Source organism: Arthrobacter sp. Z1-9, from assembly GCF_054792695.1.
Genome location: NZ_CP096456.1, coordinates 833,255 through 857,589, shown reverse-complemented (window position 1 = coordinate 857,589; position 24,335 = coordinate 833,255). Strand labels below are relative to the sequence as shown.

At 65.3% G+C, this 24,335-nt stretch carries 20 protein-coding genes and 1 pseudogene; 9 read left to right on the top strand and 12 right to left on the bottom strand.

Annotated features, from left to right (window positions below; all coding sequences use genetic code 11):
* Positions 1-16: 16 nt before the first annotated feature.
* The 7 genes from M1D93_RS04075 to M1D93_RS04045 form a co-directional block, all read right to left on the bottom strand.
* Positions 17-877: a sugar phosphate isomerase/epimerase family protein gene (locus M1D93_RS04075; RefSeq protein WP_461173899.1), complete on the bottom strand. Its 861-nt coding sequence runs from the start codon at positions 875-877 to the stop codon at positions 17-19.
* A 62-nt stretch (positions 878-939) separates the two neighbouring features.
* Positions 940-1,815 carry an ATP-binding cassette domain-containing protein gene (locus M1D93_RS04070; protein WP_461173898.1) on the bottom strand — a complete coding sequence of 292 codons (876 nt, stop codon included), beginning with the start codon at positions 1,813-1,815 and terminating at the stop codon, positions 940-942.
* Positions 1,812-3,692, bottom strand: a complete 1,881-nt coding sequence (locus M1D93_RS04065; protein WP_461173897.1) for a dipeptide/oligopeptide/nickel ABC transporter permease/ATP-binding protein — start codon at positions 3,690-3,692, stop codon at positions 1,812-1,814. Before M1D93_RS04065 ends, M1D93_RS04070 begins: the two co-directional genes overlap by 4 nt.
* Positions 3,689-4,630: an ABC transporter permease gene (locus tag M1D93_RS04060; RefSeq protein WP_461173896.1), complete on the bottom strand. Its 942-nt coding sequence runs from the start codon at positions 4,628-4,630 to the stop codon at positions 3,689-3,691. The genes M1D93_RS04065 and M1D93_RS04060 overlap by 4 nt, the downstream gene beginning before the upstream one ends.
* A gap of 6 nt (positions 4,631-4,636) precedes the next feature.
* Positions 4,637-6,166, bottom strand: coding sequence for an ABC transporter substrate-binding protein (locus tag M1D93_RS04055; protein WP_461173895.1), 1,530 nt, complete (start codon positions 6,164-6,166; stop codon positions 4,637-4,639).
* Between the two features lie 143 nt (positions 6,167-6,309).
* Positions 6,310-7,323, bottom strand: a complete 1,014-nt coding sequence (locus M1D93_RS04050; protein WP_461173894.1) for a Gfo/Idh/MocA family protein — start codon at positions 7,321-7,323, stop codon at positions 6,310-6,312.
* Positions 7,320-8,159, bottom strand: a complete 840-nt coding sequence (locus tag M1D93_RS04045) for a sugar phosphate isomerase/epimerase family protein (RefSeq protein ID WP_461174921.1) — start codon at positions 8,157-8,159, stop codon at positions 7,320-7,322. The genes M1D93_RS04050 and M1D93_RS04045 overlap by 4 nt, the downstream gene beginning before the upstream one ends.
* A 226-nt stretch (positions 8,160-8,385) precedes the next feature.
* Here M1D93_RS04045 and M1D93_RS04040 point away from each other — a divergent pair, with 226 nt between their 5' ends.
* Positions 8,386-9,468, top strand: a complete 1,083-nt coding sequence (locus tag M1D93_RS04040; protein ID WP_461173893.1) for a LacI family DNA-binding transcriptional regulator — start codon at positions 8,386-8,388, stop codon at positions 9,466-9,468.
* A gap of 14 nt (positions 9,469-9,482) precedes the next feature.
* Here the strand turns inward: M1D93_RS04040 and M1D93_RS04035 are convergent, their stop codons facing one another.
* The 3 genes from M1D93_RS04035 to M1D93_RS04025 all read right to left on the bottom strand — a co-directional run bounded on the left by M1D93_RS04035 (position 9,483) and on the right by M1D93_RS04025 (position 11,904).
* Positions 9,483-10,940, bottom strand: coding sequence for an MFS transporter (locus M1D93_RS04035; protein WP_461173892.1), 1,458 nt, complete (start codon positions 10,938-10,940; stop codon positions 9,483-9,485).
* 76 nt (positions 10,941-11,016) lie between these two features.
* The gene (locus M1D93_RS04030) at positions 11,017-11,487 is read right to left on the bottom strand and encodes a MarR family winged helix-turn-helix transcriptional regulator (RefSeq protein WP_461173891.1); all 471 of its coding nucleotides are present in this window, start codon (positions 11,485-11,487) and stop codon (positions 11,017-11,019) included.
* A 72-nt stretch (positions 11,488-11,559) separates the two neighbouring features.
* Positions 11,560-11,904: a hypothetical protein gene (locus tag M1D93_RS04025; protein ID WP_461173890.1), complete on the bottom strand. Its 345-nt coding sequence runs from the start codon at positions 11,902-11,904 to the stop codon at positions 11,560-11,562.
* Between the two features lie 222 nt (positions 11,905-12,126).
* Between M1D93_RS04025 and M1D93_RS04020 the strand changes: the two genes are divergently transcribed.
* The 4 genes from M1D93_RS04020 (at position 12,127) to M1D93_RS04005 (ending at position 15,164) form a co-directional block, all read left to right on the top strand.
* A complete protein-coding gene (locus M1D93_RS04020; protein WP_461174920.1) occupies positions 12,127-12,336 on the top strand; it encodes a hypothetical protein in 210 nt (69 codons plus the stop codon).
* A gap of 121 nt (positions 12,337-12,457) precedes the next feature.
* Positions 12,458-13,531 carry an NAD(P)H-dependent flavin oxidoreductase gene (locus tag M1D93_RS04015; protein ID WP_461173889.1) on the top strand — a complete coding sequence of 358 codons (1,074 nt, stop codon included), beginning with the start codon at positions 12,458-12,460 and terminating at the stop codon, positions 13,529-13,531.
* Positions 13,532-13,708: 177 nt separating this feature from the next.
* Entirely contained in the window at positions 13,709-14,347 is a 639-nt protein-coding gene (locus tag M1D93_RS04010; protein ID WP_461173888.1) for a hypothetical protein, read from the top strand.
* A 73-nt stretch (positions 14,348-14,420) separates the two neighbouring features.
* A complete protein-coding gene (locus M1D93_RS04005) occupies positions 14,421-15,164 on the top strand; it encodes a YcnI family copper-binding membrane protein (RefSeq protein WP_461173887.1) in 744 nt (247 codons plus the stop codon).
* Between the two features lie 125 nt (positions 15,165-15,289).
* Here M1D93_RS04005 and M1D93_RS04000 read toward each other — a convergent pair whose 3' ends face one another.
* Positions 15,290-15,490 carry a hypothetical protein gene (locus tag M1D93_RS04000; protein ID WP_461175110.1) on the bottom strand — a complete coding sequence of 67 codons (201 nt, stop codon included), beginning with the start codon at positions 15,488-15,490 and terminating at the stop codon, positions 15,290-15,292.
* Positions 15,491-15,572: 82 nt separating this feature from the next.
* Here M1D93_RS04000 and M1D93_RS03995 point away from each other — a divergent pair.
* Positions 15,573-15,923: pseudogene (locus M1D93_RS03995) on the top strand (DUF4232 domain-containing protein); the annotation flags it as partial.
* Between the two features lie 172 nt (positions 15,924-16,095).
* On the opposite strand, the gene M1D93_RS03990 reads toward M1D93_RS03995, so the two are convergent.
* Positions 16,096-16,566, bottom strand: coding sequence for a DUF4383 domain-containing protein (locus M1D93_RS03990; RefSeq protein ID WP_461173886.1), 471 nt, complete (start codon positions 16,564-16,566; stop codon positions 16,096-16,098).
* Between the two features lie 189 nt (positions 16,567-16,755).
* Here M1D93_RS03990 and M1D93_RS03985 point away from each other — a divergent pair, with 189 nt between their 5' ends.
* From M1D93_RS03985 to M1D93_RS03975, 3 genes are all read left to right on the top strand, one after another.
* Entirely contained in the window at positions 16,756-18,282 is a 1,527-nt protein-coding gene (locus M1D93_RS03985; RefSeq protein WP_461173885.1) for an FAD-dependent oxidoreductase, read from the top strand.
* Between the two features lie 64 nt (positions 18,283-18,346).
* Positions 18,347-23,500 carry an Lhr family ATP-dependent helicase gene (locus tag M1D93_RS03980; RefSeq protein ID WP_461173884.1) on the top strand — a complete coding sequence of 1,718 codons (5,154 nt, stop codon included), beginning with the start codon at positions 18,347-18,349 and terminating at the stop codon, positions 23,498-23,500.
* The gene (locus M1D93_RS03975) at positions 23,493-24,323 is read left to right on the top strand and encodes an Fpg/Nei family DNA glycosylase (protein ID WP_461173883.1); all 831 of its coding nucleotides are present in this window, start codon (positions 23,493-23,495) and stop codon (positions 24,321-24,323) included. The genes M1D93_RS03980 and M1D93_RS03975 overlap by 8 nt, the downstream gene beginning before the upstream one ends.
* The last annotated feature ends 12 nt before the right edge of the window (positions 24,324-24,335 follow it).

The window sequence follows — 24,335 nt, the reverse complement described above, 5'->3', positions numbered from 1 at the left end:
CTGTTGTGTCGAAAATTTAGAAAAGGTCCGCGTGGCCCATGGCTACGAGGTTGTCGTAGGAGGTCTGCAGCGCATCCCACACGGTGCGGCCGTAGAGCTCGTCCTGTTCAACCAGCAGGTACCGGGCACCGGCGGCCTGCGCTGCCGGGATGATGGACGGGAAGTCCAGATTGCCTTCGCCCACTTCGGCGAACTGCACCACGTTCTTGAATTCCTGCATAAAGCCCGGGAAGTCTCCGGCTTCGAGCATCCCAAAGGCGGCGTCCGGAAGGGTCCCGATCCGATAGTCCTTCAGGTGGACCATGGCAGTCCGGCCTGCGTACTTCTCCAAGGTCCGGACGGGATCGAGTCCGCCGCGCTGGACCCAGTGCACATCGATTTCCATGCCCATGGCCGGAGAGTTTTCGGCGATGATGTCCAGCATGTACTTGCCGTCAAACTTCGCGAACTCGACGTGGTGGTTGTGGTAGTACAGGCTGATGCCGTGCTCCTGCAGCCGCTCGGCGTAACCGTTCGCTTCCTTGGCGAAATCAATGACAGCGTCGATCGACTTCATGGCGGGGAAGGGCAGCATGCCGATGCGCAGCAGCTTTGAGTCCAACCTTTTCGCGTCGTCAACGATTTTGTCGAAGTCTTCCCGAAGCGAGTCACCGGGCCGGCCCTCGGGCTTTTCCAGCATCACGGACAAAGCCGCGATGTCCATTCCGAGTTCGCTGCGGGAGCGGTTCAGCTCCTCCACGTTGTCCGCGGTCATCGGGATCTGGGAAATTTCGACGGCGTTGTAGCCGATCGCGCTGACTTTCCTGAGCGTCTCGAACGCTCCGATTTCCGCGACACTGTCCTTCAACATCATCGCCTGTACGCCTAGCTTTGCCACGTCATTCCTCCGTTAGTTCCTCTTGCATTCATTGCGCTTCGTTTTCGCAGGCTTGCCCGCGGTCAGGCGGGGACGCCGGCCTGTTCGTTCTGGTGCCGCTGGATTTCCAGAAGCCGGTGGCGGTCCGCGCGGCGTTTTTCCTGGCGGTCCGGGTCCGGTACCGGGGACGCGAGCAGCAGCCGCTGGGTATAGGGGTGCTCTGGATCAGTAGTGACGACGTCGGCAGGTCCTTGCTCAACAATCTCGCCGCGGTACATCACGGCCACGCGGTGGCTGATGTGGCGGACCACGTCCAGGTCATGCGAAACGAACAGGTAGGAGACGCCGGTGTCCTGCTGGATTTGCAGGAACAGGTCCAGGACCCGCGCCTGCGTGGACAGGTCCAAAGCGCTGACGGGTTCATCGCACACAATCAGCTTCGGCGAAAGCGCCAGGGCACGGGCGATGGCGACGCGCTGCCGCTGGCCGCCGCTGAACTCACGCGGCAGGCGGTGGATCGCGTCCGAGGGCAGCCCCACCTGGTCCAGCAGTTCCTTCACCCGCTTCTTCGCAGCGGCGGGGCTCATGCCCTGCACGCCCAGGGGCTCCGCGAGGATGTCACCAATTTCAAGGGCCGGGTTAAGGGACGTGTAGGGGTCCTGGAAGACCACCTGCAGGTCCCGGCTGAGGATCCGGCGTTCCCTTCGGCTGGCGTGGCTGATATCCCTGCCCTCGAACGTGACCTTTCCGCTGGTGACCGGTGCCAGGCCCAGTACTGCCCGGCCCAAGGTGGTCTTGCCGGAGCCGGACTCCCCCACCAGGCCAAGGGTCTCGCCCTGGCCAATGCTGATGTTGATATCCGTCAGGGCCCGGAACGGCTTGGCCCGGAATTTCTTGCTGGGGTACTCCACCATCAAGTCCTGCACTGAGAGCAGCGGCGCGCTTTCCAGGGCACTCATGCCACGGGCTCCTTCTGGCTGGATACAAGCATGGACATGGGCTTCTTTCCTTCGAGCATGGACCCCAGCAGGGTCTGGGTGTAGGGCTCTTTCGGGTTGCGGAGGATTTCCCGCACGGCCCCTTCTTCCACGAGCCGGCCGTTCTGCATCACGGCCACGCGGTCGCACAGGTCCGCGACGACGCCGAAGTTGTGCGTTACCAGGATGACGCCGATGTTCAACCGCCGCCGCAACTCGCGCAGGAGATCCAGCACCTCGGCCTGTACGGTGACGTCCAATGCAGTGGTGGGTTCATCGGCGATCACCAGGTCAGGTTCGCAGCTGATCGCGCCCGCAATCAGCACACGCTGGGCCATGCCGCCGGAGACTTCGTGCGGGTATGCGTTGAACGTCCGCTCTGGGCTCACAATGCCGACGTCGGAGAGCAGCTTGAGTGCCAGCTTGCGGGCTTCTTCCTTGGGAATGCCCAGGACGCGGACCATCGGGGTGACCAGCTGGTAGCCAATGGTGAATGCCGGATCAAGGTTGCTCATGGGCTCCTGCGGAATGTAGGAGATCCGCTTGCCGCGCAGCTTGGACAGCCGGTCCTGGCTCACACGGTCCTCTCCCGGGGCAACGGTGTAGCTGCCGTCGAACTGGATGGAACCGGACACAATGCGTGCGTTGTCAGGCAGCAGGCCAAGGATGGAGAACGCGGTCTGGGACTTGCCGGAGCCGGACTCCCCCACGATGCCGAGGATTTCGCCGCGGTCCACGTGGAAGGAGGCGTCGTCGACCACCTTCTTGATGGAACCGTCCGCCTGCGGGTACCCCACGCCGAGATTGGTCACCTTCACCAGGTGGTGCTCAGTACCGGTTTCGACGGCGGCTGCCACAGACGTACGGGACGGTCGCGCCTTGGCGGGTGCCGTCGTCGTGCCTTCCGCTTTTTCTGCCTTTTTCCTGCTGTGCCTGATTTTCTCGCCGTCTTCCAGCGCGTCGCGGATGGCGTTGCCCAGGAGGACCAGTCCGCCAATGGCGAGCGCCATGGCGAGCGCAGGCCAGAACAGAAGGGTTGGCGTGAGGTAAACATTCTTGAAGCCCTCGGAGAGCATCACGCCCCATGTGGCCTTGGTGGGATCACCAAGGCCCAGGAACTCGAGCCCTGACTGGATGGCAATGGCCACGCCGGCGATGGCGGCGGTCTGGATGATGATGGGGGCCCGCACCACGGAAAAGATGTGGCGGGCGATGATGCTCCAGTCTGAAAGACCGGAGACCCGGGCCGCATCAACATACAGCTCGTTCCGCACGGACTGGACGGCAGTGCGGGTCAGACGGAAGTAGGACGGGCTGATGAGGACGCCGAAGGCGATCATCGAAATCCAGACCGAGGGCCCGAACGCCGCACGGATGGTCAGGAGCACAATCAGGCCGGGAAGGCTCATGAGGATGCTGACCACCCAGTTGGAGACGGCTTCGAACCTGCCCGAGTAGTACCCGGCGATCAGGCCTGCGGGCAGGCCAATGGCAATGGCGACGCCGGCGCAGAGCAACGCCGAGAGCAGCGTCAGCTGGGCCCCGAAAAGCAGGCGGCTCCAGACATCGCGGCCGGAGCTGTCCGTGCCCAGGATATTGACGGAGTCCGGCGCTGCCAAGGTCTTGGCGATGTTTGCGTAGTTCTGGTCGAAGGGCGCCAGGACCGGGGCGAGAACGGCCAGCAGCCCGATGGAGGTGAGGATCACCAAGGCTGCGATGCCGAGGGGATTCCTGAAGAGGCGGCGCAGGACCGTCGAACGGACCACCGTGCCGCTTTGCCCTGTTTGAATTGGACCTGATGGGGCCGGACCCTGAGGGGCCGGTGCGGCCACGGCCGCTGTTTCCACGGAGTCGCTCATGACACACGCACTTTCGGATTGAGCCAGCCATTGAGAATGTCCACGATGAGATTGACCACGATGACCACCACTACGGTGTACATCACCACGCCCATCACCACTGGCAGGTCGGTTTGGCCAGTAGCGGTCACAGCGAGCGGGCCCATTCCTGGCAGGGCGAAGATCTGCTCGATGATCACCACGCCGCCCAGCATGCCGATCAGCTGCAGGCTCAACACCGTGAGGCCTGCCGGAGCGGCGCTTCGCAGCACATGCTTGAAGAGGATTTCCCGCTCCCCGATGCCACGGCTGCGAAGTGTCCGCACATAGTCGCGCTCGAGTTGTTTGATGACGGCACTGCGTATCTGCTGTGCGCCGCCCGTGACGCCGTTGATCAGCAGGGCGATAACCGGAAGGGACATCGAATAGACCCAGGCGTCCGCGCCGGAGTCCGGTGAAATGGTGCTGGTGGCAGGGAAGAAGCCCAGCTGGATGGCCAGGATGGTGACCAGGATGACGCCGATGACGAAACCGGGAACCGAATCGCCAACGATTGCGCCCACCTGGACCAGCCTGTCCACCCAGCCGCGCTTGACGGCTGCGGCAACGCCGATCAGCGCCGCGCAGATTGCGATCAGGATCATTGCGGCGAAAACCATGGTCATGGTCACGGGAATCCGGCTGGCCAGGGAGTTGGCCACAGGCTCCGACGTGAACCAGGAGGCTCCAAGGTTTCCGCTCAGGGCGTCGCCCAGCCAGGCGATGTAACGGGCTGCAAGGGGCTGATCCAGCCCCAGTTCCTGTTCCTTCATCGCCACCTGTTCAGGGGTGGCCTGGTCGCCGAGAATGTTGCGGGCGATGCTGCCGCTGGAAATGTACAGCAGGAAGAAGGTGAGCGCCGAGACGACGAACAACACCACCAGACCGCTGCCCAGCCTTTTCGCAATGAACGTGATCATGGGGTCCTACTTGGCGGGCGAGTAGTTGTAGATGGACGGAACGGCCTGCTGGATCTGGGGCGTTACGTCGACCTTCGTGTTGTGGTAGTACATCTGGTTCACCCGGTACAGCGGGGCGAACCACGCCTGCTCCACCACGTACTTGTTGACCTCCTGGGCCAGTTTGCCGGCGTCGGAACCGCCGTTGCGCACGGCGTCGATCTTGGCCTGAAGCTCAGGGGTGGCGTTCTTGAACGGGTTGTACAGCGCCTTCGTGGAGACGATCTGGTCGATCGCGACTGTGGGCTGGCCCTGGAACAGGGAGAAGTACATGGTGGTGAACTTTTGCGCAGCAACATCGGAGGTGAAGGTGTTCGTAATCGCTGCACCGACCTGCAGCTTGATGCCAACATCTGCCAACTGCTGCTGGATCACCGAAATCTGGGTTTCGAAGCCCGGCACTGACGGGATCTCCAGCGTCACGCTGTTCTCGAAGCCGGCCTCCTTCAAGAGCTGCTTGGCCTTGGCCGGATCGTAGCTGTAATGGTTCTCAAGATCCTCGCTCCAGGCGCCGCTGGCCTTGCCGAAAGGCTGCGACGTGGGAGTGCCCTGGCCAAGCATGACCTGGTCCAGGATGGTCCTGCGGTCGAATGCGTAGTTGATGGCCTGGCGGACCTTGACGTTGGCCAGGGCCGGGTTCTTTGCGCCGTCGCGGTCCAGCAGCAGCAGGCCCTGCCAGTCCACTTCGTTGGCGGCGAGCTTCATCTTGGCGCCCTCGGCCTGCTTGCCGTTTTTAGGGTCAAGGAGCGTGGCGTCCACCTGGCCGGAGACCAGGGCGTTGGTGCGTGCCGTCAGATCCGTCAGGATCTTGAAGGTGAGCTTCTGGTACTTCTGCAGGTCCTTGTTCCAGTAGTCCTGGCGCGCCGTGAAGACAGTCTGTGAGTCCTTGACCGTTGCTGCCTTGTCCATGACGTAAGCTCCGCTGCCAACCGGTTCGGTCTTGATGCCTTCGGTTCCCAGTGCCTGGGGGCTTCCCATGAGGCCGGCCGCCTGGCTCAGGAAGTACTCCAGTGCGGGATCCGGGGTGGAGAGGTTGAGCTCGATGGTGTCGGGGTCCACCACGGCAACATCTGCGACGGCTGTCAGCTGGGCCATTTGCGGGCCGTTTGCCGCCTTGAAGTGGTCCAGGTTGGCTTTGGCTGCCGTTGCGTCGAATGTGGCGCCGTCACTGAAGGTGACGTCGCTCCGCAGGTCCACCGTGAGCTTGGTGTTGGTGTCGTTGTACTTCCAGCCGGTAGCGAGCATTGGGCTGAGCTTGCCGTCCGGTTCGCGCAGAATCAGGGTGTCATAAACAGCCTGGTAGGGCTGAAGGACGTGTCCGACGTGGGCCTGCGCGGGATCCCAGGAGCGGACGTCCTGGATGGTTCCCAGGGTCAGGGCTGTCGCGGTGGCGGCGCCGGCATTTGGGCCCGCACCCGCACCTCCGCCGCATGCGGTCAACGCGAGGGACGCGGAGAGGATGAGGGCGGCTGTTGCCGCCTTGGGACCTAACTTCATTGTTGGCTCCTTGGCTACGTGGAGAGGGGAGTTCTTAGAGCGTGTGGCGTGCACCACATCTGCCTGTGGATCCCACAGTACGCATTGTTGCCGCTTTTGGCAACCGGTTGTCAGGGAAGTTGCGAGGATCTCGGGGTGTTGCTTTAAGAAACGACGGAAGCGAGATCGGGAAAGCTTTGAAGGTAGACGTCCTTGACGATCCGCAGGGATTTTTGCGCCTCTTCCGCGCCGATCCAGAAGTGTTCTTTTTCGTTGAGCCGGGTATAGAAGTCCTTAATCAGCAGCTCATGCGAAACGCCCCAATACGCACGTCCGCCGGATGACACCACGCGCTCGGGAACCACTTCCACCGTGCCGTCCGCATAGGTGACCGTGAGATCGCCACGAAGGCTCAACGTCGCTTTCTCGGTGACGATGTCCAGGGTGACCGGGGCGTTCACCGCGTTGGCGAGTGTGGCATAGAAGGCGCTCCGGGCCCCGCCGGAATGCTCGGCGACAAACTCCGCCGTGTCCTCAACCTCGATGGTGCCGCCCAGGAAGCGCGTGGCGGCATGGCCGCTGACTGACACTACGTCGCCCACCAACCACTGCAGCAGGTCCACGGTATGGATCGCCTGGTTCATCATCAGGCCGCCGCCACCACCCTCCCAACTGCCCCGCCACGGTTTGCTTCGGTAGTACTCGGCACTGCGCTGCCACATCACCGTTGCCGAGGCCCCCTGTACTGCACCAAGGTCGCCTGAGGACAGCAGCGCGTGCATGGCCTGGCTGGTGGCGTTGTAGCGGTTCTGGAAACACACGGCGATCTTTGCAGTGCTGGCCTTTGCCGCGCGGACCAACCTTTCACCTTCTTCGAGGGTGTGGGCCAGCGGCTTCTCGATGATGACGCTGACCCCACGCTCCAGGCAGTCAGCAGCCACGGACGCGTGCATGTTGTGCGGCGTGGTGACATGCACGACGTCGGGCCCCACCGCCTCCAGCAGGCTGAGGTGGTCCGGGAAACCCGGAACGCCGTAGGCTTGCACGGCTGCCGCGAGCCGCCCCGGATCCGTATCGCACACGCCCGCCAGCCTGACGCCGTCGAGCTTTGCCAGTGCCTCGAAGTGCACCGATGACACATCGCCGCAGCCAACCAGCGCCGCCTTGATGCCGCTCACGAAAGTACAATCCCGTTCTTGGCCGCGAGAGATGCGAACGCCCGGGCGGCGGTACCAAAGGCTACCGGCCCGGAAAAGCCGCCCAGTTCGTGGGCGCTGGCCAGGTGCGGCTCCAGGGAAGCGAAGCCGGTGTATCCGTCCGCCTTCAAAGCGGCGATGGTGGCGTCCAGCTCGCCGTCGCCTTCACCAGCCGGAACCACCTCACCTGTACCGGCGATTGCGTCCTTGACCTGCAGGTACTCAAGGTACGGGCGCAGCAGCGTGTAGCCCTCGGTGTAGGGCTTGACGCCCACCTGGACGAAGTTGGCGTTGTCCCAGGCCACCCGCAAGGCTGGCGAGTCCACAGTCTTCATGATGTCCAGGACACGCTGGGGAGTGTCCCCGTAGATGCCTTTTTCATTTTCGTGCAGGAGTACGACGCCGGCACTGGCGGCTTCCGCTGCCAACGCGCCCATGCGGGTGAGGACTTCGTCGCGGATGTCATCAGGACCCTGCCCCTCCCCGGGGTAGAAGGAGAAGATCCGGATGTAGCTGGTGTCCAGGCCTTTGGCCACAGCGATAATCTGCCGCAGGCGCTCCACCTCGTGTTCAACCGGAAGGTTAATGGCGACCTTGCCGATGGGACTGGCAACCGCGGAGACCTCCAGGCCTTTCGCGTCGAGGATGCTTTTGAGCCGGGTCACCTGCTCCGGTTCCAGCTCCGAGACGTTCACGCCCCAGGCGCTGCGGACTTCAATGTGGCTGGCGCCCAGGGCGAGCAGCACTGCCGCCTGCACTGCCGGGTCCGGATCGACTTCATCGCCGAATCCGGACAACAGCCATTCTGCTTTTGCTATAGGGTTCACGGGTTCTCCTGGGTTGGGGCAGCACACCGGCGGACGCCTGTGGCGGCCGGCGCGTGCAGAGGCGCGTTTTACGCGTTAGACATGTCCGCCACCCTAAACCCGCTGCAACCTTCCTGACAACCGATTGCCATATTTGCCTTCCTGTGCGACCCTTGAGCAGTCAGCCCGTGTCAGAAGTCACAGTGGCGCCCCGTCATTCCGTTCAGAGAGGAACGCCATGGCAACGCAACCAACCTCCGTGGGCCGCCCCGCTACTATCCATGACATAGCGGCCATGTGCGGAGTGGCTCCATCCACAGTCTCACGTGCACTGTCCACGCCGGACCGTGTCAACATCCGCACCCGCGAGCGGATCCAAAAGGTTGCAGCAGAGCTGAACTACATCCCGAACAGCCAGGCGAAGGCCCTGACTTCCGGGCGGACAGGGGCCGTAGGGGTGCTGGTCCCTGATATCACCAATCCGTTCTACTTCGACCTCATCCGCGGTACACAGCTCCAGTTGAAAGCAGCAGGCTACACACAGTTGCTTGTCGACACGGAGGAATCAGAGGAGGTGGAGGCCAGCGCCGTCCAACAGCTTCGAAAGAGCGCGGACGGCATAATCGTTGCCGCCCCTCGGCTAACCGACGAAGGTCTCCTTGCCGCAGCGGCAGCGATGCCGCTGGTTGCCATCAACCGGGACGTCCCTGGAGTTCCAGCGGTCATCATCGATACCCCCGCCGCCACTTCCCAGGCACTGGACCACCTCGTCTCCCTGGGGCACCGGAAAGTGGCCTACATGTCCGGGCCCCCGTCGTCGCAGTCAAGCTCCCTCAGGTGGGCCGCGCTGACAACGGCAGCGAAAGACAGCGGGGTGGAAGTCCAGAAGCTCGGCCCGTTCGCGCCGAAGACCCACTCAGGTGCAGCCGCGGCCGACACCGCCGTACACAGCGGCGCCACGGCCTGCATCGTCTTCAATGATTTGATCGCCATCGGCATGCTGCAACGGCTGCGGGAGCGCGGCGTCCGGGTGCCCGAGGACATGAGCATCGTGGGCTGCGATGACATCTTTGGTGCGGACTTCTGCAATCCTCCCCTCACCACCATGTCCTCCCCCATTGAGCAGGCCGGCCGGGTGGCTGTGACGATGCTCCTGGGCCGGCTGGATCCATTCAGCGGTGTCGGCAGCCGCATCCGGTCCGTAATGCCCACCCATCTGACGGTCCGGAGCTCAACCGCGCCGGCCACCACCTCATCGGTTGCTCCGTACCTGCCCCTTTACCCCGATCAAAGGGGCAGGTACGGAGCAACCGCCGGATGAATCGAACGGCCGCCTTAGAGGTGGACCGCCGGGGTGTCGGACGTTGCTCCGCTGAAGGTCTTGCGGTTGATGTCGATCAGCAGCAGGGCGACAGGAACGATCAGGATGGCAACTCCCGCGGCCCAGAGGAAGACCAGGGAGTAGCCGGCTGACAGTGCCGCCAGTCCCGCTCCCCCTGCCGCAGCTGTCGCCGAGGCCGCGAGGGTGCTGAAGAGTGCGATGCCCAGGGAACCGCCTACCTGCTGCGAGGCATTCACCAAGGCGCTCGCCACGCCGGAATCATCCTTGTCCACGCCAAAGAGGGCGAGGTTCTGCATCGGAACGAACACCAGGCCAAGGCCTGCGCCCAGCAGCAGCAGGGCGGGGAGCATATTTACCAGGTAGGTCCCGTCGGCGGATACCTGGGTGAGCCACAGCATGGCAGCGGCAATCAGGACCGGTCCAAGCGCCGTCGGGATTTTGGCACCCAGCCGGGGAAGGTTCTTTGCGGCGATGCCCGCCGTCACCATGAGGACCACCGTCATGGGCAGCGAGGCTATGCCGGCGGTAAAGGGCGCAAACCCCAGGACGATCTGGAGGTAGAAGTTGATGAAGAGGATGCCGCCGATCAGCACCGCGCCTGAAAGGAAGGACGCCAGGAACGCCGCAGCCCGGTTGCGCTCGGTGGCCACGTGCAGCGGCAGCAGCGGGTGTTTGGCTTTCCTTTCAACCAGGACAAACAGCACCAGCAGGGCGGCGCCGGCCGCCATAAAGCCCCATGCCTCCGGACTTCCCCAGCCGTGCTCAGCATTGGTGAAGCCGTACACGAGGGAGCCCAGACCCAGTGCTGCCAGGACGACGCCGGGCCAGTCGTACTTGGTGGATCCTCCGGCTTTGCTTTCCTGGACCTTGGCCCAAACACCGGCCAGGGCGATGGCGGCAATGGGGATGTTGACGAAGAAGCACCAGCGCCAGGAGACGTAGTCGGTCAGGTAGCCGCCCAGGAGCACGCCGATAGCGGCACCCACGCCACTGATGGAACCGAAGATGGCAAAGGCCGTTCCACGATCCTTGCCGCCGGGAAAGCTTACGGTCAGGAGGGCAAGGGCTGCGGGTGCGAGCAGGGCGGCAAACAGTCCCTGCAGGGCGCGGGCTCCAATCAGCTCCCAGGCTTCCTGCGCAATCCCGCCCAGGAGCGAGGCCACTGCGAACCCCGCGGCGGCGACCACGAACGTGCGCTTCCGGCCCCAGAAGTCCGCGATGCGCCCGCCCAGAAGCAGGAAGGCGCCAAGCGCGAGCGCGTAGGCCGTGACCACCCAGGCGCGGGTTGAATCGCTGATACCCATCTCGCGCTGCAACTGCGGCAACGCAAGGTTGACGATGGTGCCATCCAGCACCACCATGAGCTGGGCCAGGGCCAGGAAGATCAGGGCTCCCCATGGAGCCTTGGCCCTTGCCAGGTCCGGAGGGGCGGTTGCGAGTTGCGTAGCCATACGTCGTTCCGTTTCATTGGTAGTAATACTTATACAAGTATAACTAATAACCGGGGAACGTCCTGCGCGATTTTCGTCACTCCTGCTCGGCCAGGAACCCTGCCAGCCGCTGCAGGGCAGGGAGGCTGGCAGCCAACTCCTGTTGCTCTCCGGGGGGCAGTTTCGACGTCGAGGCAGCCAGGACCTCGGCCCAGGAGTTTTCAAGAATCGCCCTGATCCGCCGGGATTCCTCGGTGGGATGCAGGGTGACGTAGCGCTTGTCGCTGGGGTCCCGCAGCCTCGTCACCAGGTTGGCGGCTACCAGTTCGCGCAGTTGGACGCTGACGTTGCTGAACTGCCGGCCGAGCCGCGCCGCCACCTCGGCCACCGTGATTCCCGGGCTGCCCTCGACCACGCGCAGGATATCCACCGCTCCGTTCGGCAACGGCCGGACGCCGGTATCCTCGTGCGACTTCCGGCGCACATCGGCAGAGATATCCAGCAGCGCTACGGCAAGGGCCCGATGGTCCACTGCCTTCGCTGAAGGCCCGCGCTGCTCACTTTCCATTGGCTCATCATAGGCACGGACAGGAAAGCCCCAGCGGCGCCTGCCGCTGGGGCTCCCTTGCAGCTAAGTCCGCTAGAGCCGGTCCGTCTGGTCCTCGCTCTTGTGGCCCGCTCCGCGCAGATTTTCCTGGACCTTGCCGAACAGATCCTTGATGGTGGATTCGGCGTTGGTGAGGACATCCACCGGCAGGTAGACCTCATGCGTGAGCGGCAGGTCGTATTCATCCTTCAGATGCGTGCCGTTCCCCACGCCCTCCAGGGACAGGTAAACCATCGCCTCGGTCCGGGCAATTCCGGCGATTTTGCCGAAGACCACGGTGAACTCGTTCGGCTGGAAACTGATGGTCTGGCCGATGTGGCTGCGGCCAAGTTCACTTGCGGGAAGTGCCTTTTCTTGCTGGCTTCGGGTGTATTCCATAACTACTCCTCAGGGTCGCCGACATCTACGCCTGCAGTCTAGCCCCGCCCTGATCGGCCGGTACACCTCACGGGCGGCCTTCCAAAGGCTTTGGTGCGCTGCACAAAGTGCCGGCCCCGGCGTGGCCACTCCTCCATTGAAGTGTGCTGCACCTGACCGGTTTGATGGGTGGACCGGCCCAAACCGCCGGATCCCTCAATCAAGGAAAGAAGCGTGACTTCGATGGTGAACCGCGTCAAGGGCCCGGCCCGCTGGGAAGAAGCCCAGGTTGGCGAGCCAGTGGAACTCAGCAGGAACGGCCGTCCGGTGTACGCCGGGCTGGTGGATGATCGAACGGCGGACGGAGAAGTGGTCTGGGTTACAACGACTGTCGGCGGGCGCCGGCTCTTCCACATCTCCGACGGCTACGACCTGCTGGTCGCTGAGTCATGACGGAGAGTTGCCCCGACGACTGCCACTTCTGCAGCGGACCCGAAACTGACTGACTTGGGGCGGCGCAGTGCGTGCTGCAAGACTGGGCTTGAGCCGAGCCAACAACCATCGGGAGCCTCCCATGACCACTGCACCGTCCCCTTCCGCCGCTGCCAATAAGGTCACCGGGCTTTTCGGGATTGACGTTCCCGTGGTCCTTGGCCCGTTCGGCGGCGTTTCCTCCGTGCAGCTTACCGCTGCAGTCAGCGACGGCGGCGGCCTGGGTTCCTACGGCCTGTACGGGTACGACGGTGCCGCCATCCACAGGACCGCAGCCGAACTTCGCGCGGCCACAACGAAGCCCTTTGCCCTGAACCTGTGGGTCCCCAACGGCTCTGAAACCACCGGGCTCCCGCAGGAGGAATTTGACCGCTATGCGGCCACCCTGAAGCCCTACTTTGAGGAACTGGGCATTCCCCTTCCGGACATGCCGCCGCGGTACCTGCCGGACTACGGCGAGCAGGTGGAGGCCACGCTTGAGGCGCGTCCCGCCGTCGCCAGCTTTGTTTTCGGTGTGCCCGCTCCTGACGTTGTAGAAGAGGCGCACCGCCGGGGCATCAAGGTCCTCGGCACCGCCACCACCGTTGCAGAGGCCCTGGCGCTGGAGGCAGGCGGTGTTGACGCCGTGGTGGCCAGCGGCACGGAATCCGGGGGCCACCGCGTGTCCTTCCTCAAGCCCGCAGAGGAGTCCCTGGTGGGTACGTTCGCCCTGGTCCCCCAGGTGGCCGACGCCGTGTCCGTCCCGGTGATCGCGGCCGGCGGCATTGCCGACCGCCGCGGCTTTGCAGCCGCAATGGCCCTGGGTGCTGGTGCAGTCCAGGTGGGAACGGCGTTCCTGGCCACCCGCGAATCAGCCGCCGTGCCCGCCTACCGTGAGGTACTGCGAAGCCCCGGCGCAGCACGGACAGTGCTGACCCGGACTTTGAGCGGCCGGCTGGCCCGCGGCATCCCCAACCGCATCATTGCCGAGCTTGAAGAAGCAGGAACCATAGCCCCCTTCCCCGTGCAGAACTGGCTCACCGGCCGGTTCCGGCCCCAGGCTGCCGCCGTGGGAAACACGGACCTGATGTCCCTGTGGGCCGGACAGTCGGCGCCCCTGCTCAAGCACGGCACCGCAGCAGAGGTCCTCGCCGAACTGCTGGCCGGCACCAACTGACTGTTTCCCTGCGCGGCCGGCGGTTCCCGTAAGGCCGGCCCAGCGGTTCCCGTAACGCTTGCCCGGCGCCGGCGCCGGGCCAAGGCTCAGTAAGGAATCCCGCTAGAATCTGATCAACCAGCAGCCGCCGGCCCGCCCGGCGGCCTTGCTTGGTTCCGTTACCGGGAAGGGGGAATCGTGCGTACGCACCGTCCTCGGACACCCTTCCACTTCCTCCGCTCGTCCGCAGTTGGCACGGTCATCCTGACGCTCGCCGCCGTCGCCCACCTCGCGGGCGGCGGCGCGCTTCCTGCCCCAGTCATCCTGCTGGCAGTCCTTGCCCTGACGGCCCTCGCCAGCACCACCGCCACCCGCCTGCAGCTGGGATTTCCCGCCATGGCCGCCCTGCTGGGCGGAGGGCAACTGGCCCTGCACGGACTCTTTACGGCTTTCGGTCCTTCCGCCCCAGGCAGGACGCCAACCGGGGCCACCTCCCATGCCGGCCACTTTTCCGGTGCCGACGTCCTCACTCCAGCCGCCCACCTCGCTGGTACCGAAGCTGGGTCCGCACCCCTGATGCTGGCCGCGCACGCGCTGGCGACGCTGGGTTGCGCGGTCCTGCTCGCCAAGGGCGAAGCAGCCCTCTGGGCACTGGCTGCCTGGCTCCGGCCGCTGTCAGCCCTCCCACGCGCGGTGGTGCCCGACGCCGTCCCGCCACCTTTGGCCGCCTTTCCCACCGCTGCGGCGCCGCAGCGTCCTTGGCGGAACCTCCGGCAGGACAACCGGCGCGGCCCGCCTTCGCCGTCGTGCACTCCTGCTAGAACCGCCGCCCCTTAATGCCGGCGGCGCACCCGAAACTTTTCGCCTGCCCGGATCCCCGGACCCCGAGCGGGCGCCAGAAAGGCAACCCATGAAACACTCAGCTCTTCGCCGTACCCTGCAAACTGCCGCTGCTAGCGGAGGCGCGGCAGCCCTGCTGCTCGCCGCCGCGGGTGGCGCCACGGCACACGTCGGCGTCACGCCGGACAAAACCGCCGCCAACTCCTACGCGCTGCTCACCTTCGCCATCCCGCACGGCTGCGACACTTCAAGCACCACCAAGGTTGCCATCACCCTGCCCCAAGAACTGAACGATGCCCAGCCCACGGTCAACCCCAACTGGACCGTGGAAAAGGTGACCGAGCAGCTCGCCGAGCCGAAAAAACTCGCCGACGGCACGTCCATCACCAAGCGGACCAGCCAGATTGTCTATAGCGCCAAAACTCCGCTGGCCCACGAACTGCGCGACGCACTGGTGCTTTCGGTGAAACTTCCTGAAACGGCCGGTACCACGCTTTACTTCCCCACCCTCCAGACGTGTGAGGCGGGGCAGACGGACTGGTCGGAAATCGCCAAGGACGGCCAGGACCCGCACTCGCTGGAGGCACCGGCCCCGTCGATCACGGTGACCGAAGCTGCCGGCACCAATGGACACGGCGAAGCCGCTGCCACTGCATCGCACACCACGGCATCCCCTTCCGCTGAACAGGCGTCAGAGACGGACAACGGAGCTGACGCCCGCAGCTGGGCCGGACTGGCAGCGGGCATCGGCGGCCTGGTGCTCGGCGGCGCTGCACTCCTCCGCAGCGGTAAGCGCCGCAACACTGCGGCGTAGGCGCCAGCCGGGTAGGACAACGCATTGAGGCCCGGATCATCACGATCCGGGCATCAAAATGCTCCACGGCCTCGTGGCATCATTGACGCGGTCAGACAGTGCCGCAAAGGTGGTGCCATGAGGTCTCAGAGAATTTCACATGGGTTGGTCATAACGACGGCTGCCGGGGCGGCACTGATGCTCAGCGGGTGCGGCCCCAGCGAGCCGCAAGCGCAGCCGACGACGTCACCGGACACCAGCTCTGCCAGCCCCGGCACAACGTCCGCATCGCCGTCGGCGTCGGAAACGCCGTCGGCAACGCCGTCTACAACGGCCCCGGCTACCACTGCGCCTGGGGCGCCGGCCCTTTGCAAAGCGGCCGGCCTCTCCGCCGCCACGGATGCGTCAGGGGGCGGAGCAGCCGGCAGCGTCTACATGAAGCTCAACCTCACCAACACCGGTCCGGAATCCTGTGTCCTTCGTGGTTTTGCCGGCGTATCCCTGACCGCCGATGCTGCCGGCGCCCCCATCGGCGCTCCGGCTGCCCGTGATGAAGCCACCGCTCCAACCGACGTCCTGCTGGCCCCCGGCCAGGCAGGCTCCGCAGTCCTGCGCTATACGCAGGCCGGAAACTACCCGGACTGCGCCATGGTGGATGCCGCAGGCTACCGGATCTACCCGCCGGAGGACACAGCATCCCTGTTTCTGCCCCAGCCCACCAAAGCCTGCAGCAACGCGGAAATTACGCTGCTAACCATCGGAGCGTTCCAGCCCGCGTAGGAAGACAAAGGCTGGTAATTTGCGGCGCTGGAATTACCAGCGAGCGTAGAGGAACTAAAGCGCAGACAAATCCAGTACAGACAAATGCAGGCGGTCCGGCAAGTGCCGGGCCGCCTGCAGGTGGTTTCCGCCCTTGGGGCGTTATGTCATAAATGCCGAGGGCTCAAAACATTTAGCGCGCGGCGCTGGTACCCCCGACACGCGAAGTGCCACGGGAAAGAGCCACGCCCAAACCGATCATTGCGACCCCCAGGACAAAGTGCAGCCAGTTATCCGCGCTGTTTACGGGAACAAAGTTCGCGGGCGTGTCGCCGCCTAGCAGAAGGCCGTAAAGCCAAAGGACCAGGTAGATGGCGCCGCCTACGATCAGGTAGTTCCGGGACTGGGCCGCGCTGCGGGCCATGGCGATGCCGGCCGCTCCAAAGAGCAGGTGCACGATGTTATGCAGTATGGACACCTGGAAAATGCCCAGGAGCAAGGCCTGAGATGTATGGCCGGCAAATCCCATGGTTTCGTAGTTGCTGGTGATGCCCGGAATGAAGCCCAGGACGCCCACCAGGAGGAACACTGCTCCCACGGCGAGTGCTGCTTTTTGGATGTTTGTACGGCCAGCGGTGCGACCGTCGGAACTCATGCCTGTCATGATTACTCCTGCTGTTGTCGTAAACGTTCACATCATGGCTGTCGGGTCGCGCCTGAAACCATAAACCATAGACTTAAACACCGACATCATAAGTATACTTAGCAGCTACGCCACGAATAGTAATGGTCTATAACGGACACATCACAAACGGCCCGCTAGGGCCAGGACCAAAAGGCAGGCTGAACTGGGATGACGTCGATTTGGTTGGACCGCACAGAGACCTTCACCTCTGATCCCTTCGAGCCCGGAAGCAGCTACGACACCGTTGTCGCCGGCGCCGGACTCACCGGTCTCGTGACCGCACTCCTGCTGGCCCGCTCGGGTCAAACCGTCCTTGTGCTCGAGGCACGGTACCCCGGTGCTGTGACCACAGGGAACACCACCGCCAAAGTGACGCTGCTGCAGGGTACCTTCCTGGCCCAACTGGCCCGCCAGTACTCCCAAAAGCAGGTTCAGGCATATGTGGACGGCAACCTCGAAGGCCAGGCCTGGCTCCTGCGGTACCTGGAAGAACACAAGGTTCCGTTCCAGACCCGTGACGCCTATACGTACGCGGCTTCAGCGCAGGGCACGGAAAAGCTTCGGGAGGAGGTCAGTGCCGGCACCACCGCCGGGCTGGACATGGAATACGTGCGCGACCCCGGCCTGCCGTTTCCCGTCCACGGAGCGGTTCGGCTGGCAAACCAGGCGCAAATCAACCCCATGGAAGTGCTGGACACCTTGGTGTCCGACATCCGAAACCGCGGCGGATCCGTGGTGGGCGGCGTGCGGCTGCAGGACGTCACCGGGGGCGGCCCCGCCACCATCCACACCGACCACGGCACGGTCACCGCGAATGAGGTAGTGCTTGCCACCGGGATTCCCGTTCTGGACCGCGGCCTCTACTTCGCCAAGCTGAAGCCGAGCCGTTCCTATGCGGCGGCGCTCCAGCTGCAGGAGGGCCAGGCTCCTCCCCCGGGAATGTACATTTCCGTCGAGCAGCCGACGCATTCCCTGCGGGACTACGAAGTGGACGGCCGCCGGTTGCTCCTGGTTGGCGGCCACGGACACCACGTAGGCCGGGCACGGTCGGAGAAACACCACCTGGGCAGTCTCGTCGACTGGGCCGTGCAGCAGTACCCCGGCGCGGTGGCGACCCACACCTGGTCCGCGCAGGACTATATGCCCGTCAACCTGATGCCCTTCTTCGGCAAGCTCCCCAGGGGCAAGGGCCACGTCTACTTCGGCACCGGCTACAACAAGTGGGGCATGACCAACGCCGTGGCTGCTGCTGTGGGAATTTCCGCCGATATCCTTGGCGGCCACGTGCCCTGGGCCAACACCATCCACCGCCGTGTCAGTTCGCCGGCCGCCGCAGCGTCTGCGGTTTCCCTCAACGCCGGGGTGGCAGCCAAACTTGCATCCGGCTGGGGGCAACTGGCCGCTGAAGGATTGAGGAAAGGCAAGGAAAAGCCTGCGGCAGAGCCGGTCCCCGTTGTTCCGGCCGAAGGCGAGGGCAGGGTCTACCGCGAGGGAACAAAACCGGTGGCCGTCTCCACCGTTAATGGAACCACGTGCAAACTGTCGGCCGTCTGCACCCACATGGGCGGCATCGTGCACTGGAATGACAGCGAGTTGACCTGGGACTGCCCGCTCCACGGCTCCCGCTTCACCAACGAAGGACAACTCCTGGAAGGCCCTGCCACCAAGAACCTCCCCAGCGCAGGAAAGGCTTGAGCCAAGGGCGGAGGAGCCTCCGGGCGCCGGCACCACTGTCGGTGGCTTGGGGCATGATGGAGGCATGATCCAGGAACAGCCCGCAAGGGGTGGCAGGGGTGCAGCCGCGGAGGCGCCCATGGCCCAGTTCAGCAGGCCAACCCGCGACTGGTTCCTCGGCGCTTTCTCAGAGCCGACGCCCGCGCAGAACGGCGCGTGGCAGGCCATCTCCTCCGGCTCGCACGCGCTTGTTGTCGCCCCCACCGGCTCGGGAAAGACCCTCGCCGCGTTCCTTTGGGCGCTTGACCGGCTGCTCGAGTCCGGTGCCTCAGCCGATCCCGATACCCCGGCGCCCGAGGCGCCGGCGAAAGGGCGGCGCCCCCGCGCGCCCAAACGCAAAACCCGGGTCCTGTACATTTCGCCGCTGAAAGCCCTCGGCGTTGACGTGGAGCGGAACCTCCGCTCCCCGCTGATCGGCATCACGCAGACGGCAAAGCGGCTGGGGCTGCCGGCACCGCTGATCACTGTGGGCGTCCGGTCCGGGGACACCACAACGGCCGATCGCCGCGCGCTGCTGAGCAACCCGCCGGACATCCTCATCACCACACCGGAATCGCTGTTCCTGATGCTCACCTCCCGGGCCCGGGAGACCCTGACCGAGGTGGACACCATCATCATCGATGAGGTCCACGCCGTGGCCGGGACCAAGCGTGGAGCCCACCTCGCCGTGTCACTTGAACGGCTCGATGCCCTGCTGCCCAAACCGGCGCAGCGGATCGGGCTCTCGGCCACCGTGGAGCCGAGGGAACTGGTGGCGCAGTTCCTGGCCGGTTCCGCACCAGTGGAAATTGTTGCCCCGCCCGCGAAAAAGAACTGGGACCTCACCGTCTCCGTGCCTGTGGAGGATATGTCCGACCTCCAGGGTGCTGCCGGAGCCTTCGATTCCGGCCCCGCGTCCGGGCTGCAGCCCCAGGCCTCCATCTGGCCGCACGTGGAGGAGAAAATCGTTGACCTGGTGCTGGCCAACCAGTCCACCATCGTTTTCGCCAACTCCCGCCGCTTGTCCGAACGGCTCACGGCCCGCCTCAACGAGATCTACGTGGAACGGCAGCTGCTGGCAGAGGGCGGAGGCTGGGACGATCCTGTACCGGCAGGAGCCGCGGCGTTCGCGGCGGCCCCCGGGGCCCCTGCTTCCACGGCCACGCCGGCCCACATGATGGCGCAGGCGGGAAGTTCCGCCGGGGCGGACCCGGTGCTGGCCCGCGCCCACCACGGCTCCGTTTCGAAAGACCAGCGGGCGCTGATTGAGGACGACCTCAAATCGGGCCGGTTGCGATGCGTGGTGGCCACGTCATCACTGGAACTGGGCATCGACATGGGCGCCGTGGACCTGGTGGTGCAGGTGGAATCACCGCCGTCGGTAGCCAGCGGCCTGCAGCGGGTGGGCCGTGCCGGCCACCAGGTGGGCGAAGTTTCCCAGGGCGTCCTATTCCCCAAGCACCGGGCAGACCTGGTGCACACAGCCATCACAGTGGAACGCATGCTGGGCGGCAAGATCGAGCGCCTCAGCATCCCCGCCAATCCCCTGGATATCCTGGCACAGCAGACCGTGGCGGCCACCGCACTGGGCAGCATCGACGTTGAGGAATGGTTTGGTACTGTCCGCCGCTCCGCCCCGTTCGCATCCCTCCCCCGGTCAGCATTCGAGGCAACCCTCGACCTGCTGGCCGGCCGCTACCCGTCGGACGAATTCGCCGAGCTTCGTCCCCGGATCGTCTGGGACCGCAACGCCGGCACCATCGAAGGCAGGCCGGGGGCCCAGCGCCTCGCCGTCACCTCCGGCGGCACTATTCCGGACCGCGGCCTCTTTGGCGTGTACATCATCGGCACCGAGGTCGAAGGATCGGCGTCGCCCTCCACGGACGGCAAGCCCGCCCCTGCCCCCAAGGGCGGCCGGCGGGTGGGCGAGCTGGACGAGGAAATGGTGTACGAATCCCGGGTGGGCGACGTCTTTGCCCTGGGCGCCACCAGCTGGAAGATCGAGGACATCACCCACGACCGCGTGCTGGTTTCCCCTGCTTTCGGCCAGCCCGGCAAGCTTCCGTTCTGGAAGGGCGATTCGCTCGGCCGCCCGGTGGACCTGGGCCGCGCCCTTGGAGCGTTCGTGCGCGAACTGTCAGCGTCCGACGTCGGGCCCGCCACCAAACGCTGCCAAGCCAGCGGCCTGGACGCTTTTGCGGCCAACAACCTGATCCAGTACCTCAGCGAACAGAAACAGGCCACCGAGGTGGTGCCCAGCGACACCACCCTGGTGGTGGAGCGGTTCCATGACGAACTGGGCGACTGGCGGGTGATTCTCCACAGCCCCTTCGGCATGCCCGTGCATGCGCCCTGGGCGCTTGCTGTGGGCCAGCGGCTCAACCAGCGGTACGGCATGGACGGCTCCGCGATGGCCGCCGACGACGGGATCGTCCTGCGTGTGCCCATGATGGAGGATGAACCGCCGGGAGCAGAGCTGTTCCTGTTCGACCCCGAGGAACTGGAACAGATTGTGACGGCAGAGGTGGGTGGCAGCGCGCTGTTCGCCTCACGCTTCCGGGAATGTGCGGCCCGTGCCCTGCTGCTGCCGCGGCAGACGCCCGGCAAGCGGCAACCGCTGTGGCAGCAGCGGCAGCGGTCCGCCCAGTTGCTGGACGTGGCGCGGAAGTACCCTACGTTCCCCATCGTGCTGGAAACAGTGCGCGAATGCCTGCAGGACGTTTACGATCTGCCGGCGCTTAAGGACATCGCTGCGTCTGTGGAACGGCGCGAGCTTCGGATCGTGGAAACCACCACCTCGCAGCCGTCGCCCTTCGCGAAGTCGCTCCTGTTCGGGTACGTTGCACAATTCCTCTATGAGGGCGATTCCCCCCTGGCTGAACGCCGCGCCGCTGCCCTGGCCCTGGACTCCACCCTCCTCAACGAACTGCTGGGGCGCGTCGAGCTGCGGGAACTGCTGGACGCCAAAGTTATCGACGCCACCGAACGGGAGCTGCAGCGGCTAGCGCCGGACCGGCGCGCGCGCGGGGTGGAGGGCGTCGCGGACCTGCTGCGGCTCCTCGGCCCGCTGGCGCCGGAGGAAGCTGCCGCGAGGCTCCAGGTCGAGGAGCCCGCAACTGCCAAACCGGTGGCAGAGACGCGGAGGATTGCCGAAGGGACTGCCGCGAAACCGGCTGGCATGGAACCCGCAGCGGATGCGGCCGCCGAACCAACAGATGCAGAGCTTGCGGCCGAACTTGCTGACCAGGTGCCCGCACCAGATCTGGCCCATGCCACTACCGAATCCGCCACCGCCCATCTGCTCACGCTCCAGCGGGCAAACCGCGCCATCAAGGTCAACATCGGGGGCGTGGAACGCTTTGCAGCCGTTGAGGACGCCGCGCGGCTCCGGGACGCCATCGGCGTCCCCCTTCCCATGGGAGTGCCGCTCGCATTCATCGAACCAGTGGCAGATCCGCTGGGCGATCTCGTTTCCCGCTATGCCCGCACCCACGGGCCCTTTACAGCGGCCGAAGCGGCAGACCGGCTGGGTTTGGGCGTGGCAGTGGTCAGCACCGCCCTCAAGCGCCTTGCCGCTGACGGCCGGGTGGTGGAAGGCGAGTTCCGGCCCCACTCAAGTACGCCCGGGACTGACCCAGGTGCTACAGCCGAGGCTCTTACCGATGCGGCTGGGGCTACCCCTGCTGGTGTCAACCCCGCAGCTACCCACCCTCCTACTGCCAGCCCCGCGGCACCGGCCGAGGCATTGCACCCCGCCACGGTCAGTGAGTGGTGCGATGCCGAGGTCCTCCGCAAACTGCGCCGCCGGTCGCTGGCAGCGCTGCGGGCAGAGGTGGAGCCTGTCGACGCGTCCGCCTACGGCCGTTTCCTGCCGGCCTGGCAGCACGTCCGCACTCCCGGGGCAGGCCGCGGCCAGCCGGCATTGCGTGGACTGGACGGCATCGTCGCCGCCATCGACCAGCTCTCCGGCATCCCGGTTCCCGCCTCCGCCTGGGAGCCCCTGGTCCTGGCATCCCGGGTCTCCAATTACCAGCCCGCCATGCTCGACGAGCTGATGGCCACCGGCGAGGTGCTCTGGTCCGGAGCAGGAGCACTGCCCGGAAACGACGGCTGGATCAGCCTGCACTTAGCCGATTCCGCAGAGCTGACCCTGAACCCTGCCATCGACTACGAACCTGGCGACGCCCAGCAGCGGCTCCTGGAACACCTTCGAAACAACGGCGGCGGCTACTTCTTCCGGCAGCTGACCGAGGTGGCCGGCGGGATGGACTCGGTTCTCAGTGACCAGGAAGTTGTCACGGCACTGTGGGACCTGGCGTGGGCCGGCCGCATCACCGGCGACACGTTCGCTCCAGTCCGCGCCCTGATCGCCGGCGGGCACACGGCCCACCGCCAGGTAGCCCGCGCACCCAGGGCACGGGCACCGCGCCTGAGCCGGCTGGGCCGGTCCCACGGGACCGGCCTGATGGGTTCCGCCGGAATGGGCAGCGGCCGTTACGGAACGGCCGGCACGACAACGTCTCCCCTGGCAGCAGGCCGGTGGTCTGCCCTTCCACAGCCCGAGCTGGACCCCACCATCCACGCCCGGGCCACTGCCGAGCTGCTGCTGGACCGCTACGGCGTGGTCACCCGCGGCTCGGTGATGGCAGAACAGATCCTTGGCGGGTTCGGCCTGATGTACAAAGTCCTCGCGCGGCTTGAGGAAGCCGGTCGCTGCCGCCGCGGCTACTTCATCGAGCACCTGGGAGCAGCCCAGTTCGCCGTTCCGGCCACCGTGGACCGGCTGCGTTCGTACTCGGAGGACACCCAGCTCACCAAGGCAGAGCCCGTGGGCCTCGCCCTCGCCGCCACCGATCCCGCCAACCCCTACGGCGCTGCCCTCCCCTGGCCCGCGCTCCACGACGACGCCGGAACCGGGCACCGACCCGGGCGGAAGGCGGGTGCACTGGTGGTACTGGTGGACGGAGCGCTCGTCCTGTACGTGGAACGGGGCGGAAAAACGCTGCTGGCCTTCAGCGACGACGACGCCATCCTCGCCGCGGCCGGCTCCGCGCTGGTCGGTGTGGTGACCCGCGGCGCCGTCGACAAGCTGATTATGGAAAAGGTGAACGGCCACGGGATCCTGGAGACGCCTGTCGCCGCAGCCCTCAGCTCGGCCGGGGCTTACTCCACGCCCAAGGGGCTGAGGATCCGTGCCTGAGGGGGATTCGGTCTGGCGCGCTGCCCACCAGCTGCACCAGGCCCTGGCGGGACAGAAGCTGATCGCGTCCGATTTTCGCGTGCCCCGCTTCGCCACGTTGAACCTGGCCGACTGGACGGTGGCTGAAGTGGTGCCCCGGGGAAAGCACCTGCTCATGCGGGTAGTGGGTCCGGAGGACAAAAAACTTACCATCCACTCGCACCTGAAAATGGAGGGCACCTGGCAGGTCTACCCATCGGGCGGCAGGTGGCGCAAGCCGGGATACACGGCCAGGTGCGTGCTGCGCACGCCGGTGGCCGACGCCGTCGGATTTTCCCTTGGCATCGTTGAAGTGGTGACCACGGACAATGAGGACTCCATCGTGGGGTTCCTTGGACCCGACCTCCTGGGGCCGGACTGGGACCTGGACGAAGCGGAGCGGCGGGTCCGCGCCGCCCCGGACGTCCCTATCGGTGTCGCGCTGCTGGACCAGCGCAACCTGGCGGGGATCGGCAACATCTACCGCTGCGAGGCCTGCTTCCTCTCCGGCGTACATCCTGCGTCCCCGGTGTCCGCCGTGCGGGATGTGCGGACCATGATGATCGACGCCAAGCAACTCCTGGAAGTCAACCTCGGCCCGGGCCGACGTGTGACCGTACTCAACGCTAAGGGTTTACCGGTGGGGAGGATGGCCGGGCGGCCCGGTTATTGGGTGTACCGCAGGGAGCACCAGCCCTGCCTCAAGTGCGGTACACCGATCCGGCGTGCCGTCCTGGGGAAGTTGAACGGCGAAGAGGAACGGGACATCTACTTCTGTCCTAAGTGCCAGCCGCTCCTGGCCTAATACATGTGCACT

What these genes read in the sequence shown, in the direction of transcription:
- M1D93_RS04005 (WP_461173887.1), top strand. Translation starts at nt 14,421, where the DNA reads ATGAAACACTCAGCTCTTCGCCGTACCCTGCAAACTGCCGCTGCTAGC.
- M1D93_RS04055 (WP_461173895.1), bottom strand. Translation starts at nt 6,166, where the DNA reads ATGAAGTTAGGTCCCAAGGCGGCAACAGCCGCCCTCATCCTCTCCGCG.
- M1D93_RS03985 (WP_461173885.1), top strand. Translation starts at nt 16,756, where the DNA reads ATGACGTCGATTTGGTTGGACCGCACAGAGACCTTCACCTCTGATCCC.
- M1D93_RS03980 (WP_461173884.1), top strand. Translation starts at nt 18,347, where the DNA reads ATGATCCAGGAACAGCCCGCAAGGGGTGGCAGGGGTGCAGCCGCGGAG.
- M1D93_RS04070 (WP_461173898.1), bottom strand. Translation starts at nt 1,815, where the DNA reads ATGAGTGCCCTGGAAAGCGCGCCGCTGCTCTCAGTGCAGGACTTGATG.
- M1D93_RS04015 (WP_461173889.1), top strand. Translation starts at nt 12,458, where the DNA reads ATGACCACTGCACCGTCCCCTTCCGCCGCTGCCAATAAGGTCACCGGG.
- M1D93_RS04065 (WP_461173897.1), bottom strand. Translation starts at nt 3,692, where the DNA reads ATGAGCGACTCCGTGGAAACAGCGGCCGTGGCCGCACCGGCCCCTCAG.
- M1D93_RS04020 (WP_461174920.1), top strand. Translation starts at nt 12,127, where the DNA reads ATGGTGAACCGCGTCAAGGGCCCGGCCCGCTGGGAAGAAGCCCAGGTT.
- M1D93_RS04060 (WP_461173896.1), bottom strand. Translation starts at nt 4,630, where the DNA reads ATGATCACGTTCATTGCGAAAAGGCTGGGCAGCGGTCTGGTGGTGTTG.
- M1D93_RS04040 (WP_461173893.1), top strand. Translation starts at nt 8,386, where the DNA reads ATGGCAACGCAACCAACCTCCGTGGGCCGCCCCGCTACTATCCATGAC.
- M1D93_RS04035 (WP_461173892.1), bottom strand. Translation starts at nt 10,940, where the DNA reads ATGGCTACGCAACTCGCAACCGCCCCTCCGGACCTGGCAAGGGCCAAG.
- M1D93_RS04030 (WP_461173891.1), bottom strand. Translation starts at nt 11,487, where the DNA reads ATGGAAAGTGAGCAGCGCGGGCCTTCAGCGAAGGCAGTGGACCATCGG.
- M1D93_RS03990 (WP_461173886.1), bottom strand. Translation starts at nt 16,566, where the DNA reads ATGACAGGCATGAGTTCCGACGGTCGCACCGCTGGCCGTACAAACATC.
- M1D93_RS04025 (WP_461173890.1), bottom strand. Translation starts at nt 11,904, where the DNA reads ATGGAATACACCCGAAGCCAGCAAGAAAAGGCACTTCCCGCAAGTGAA.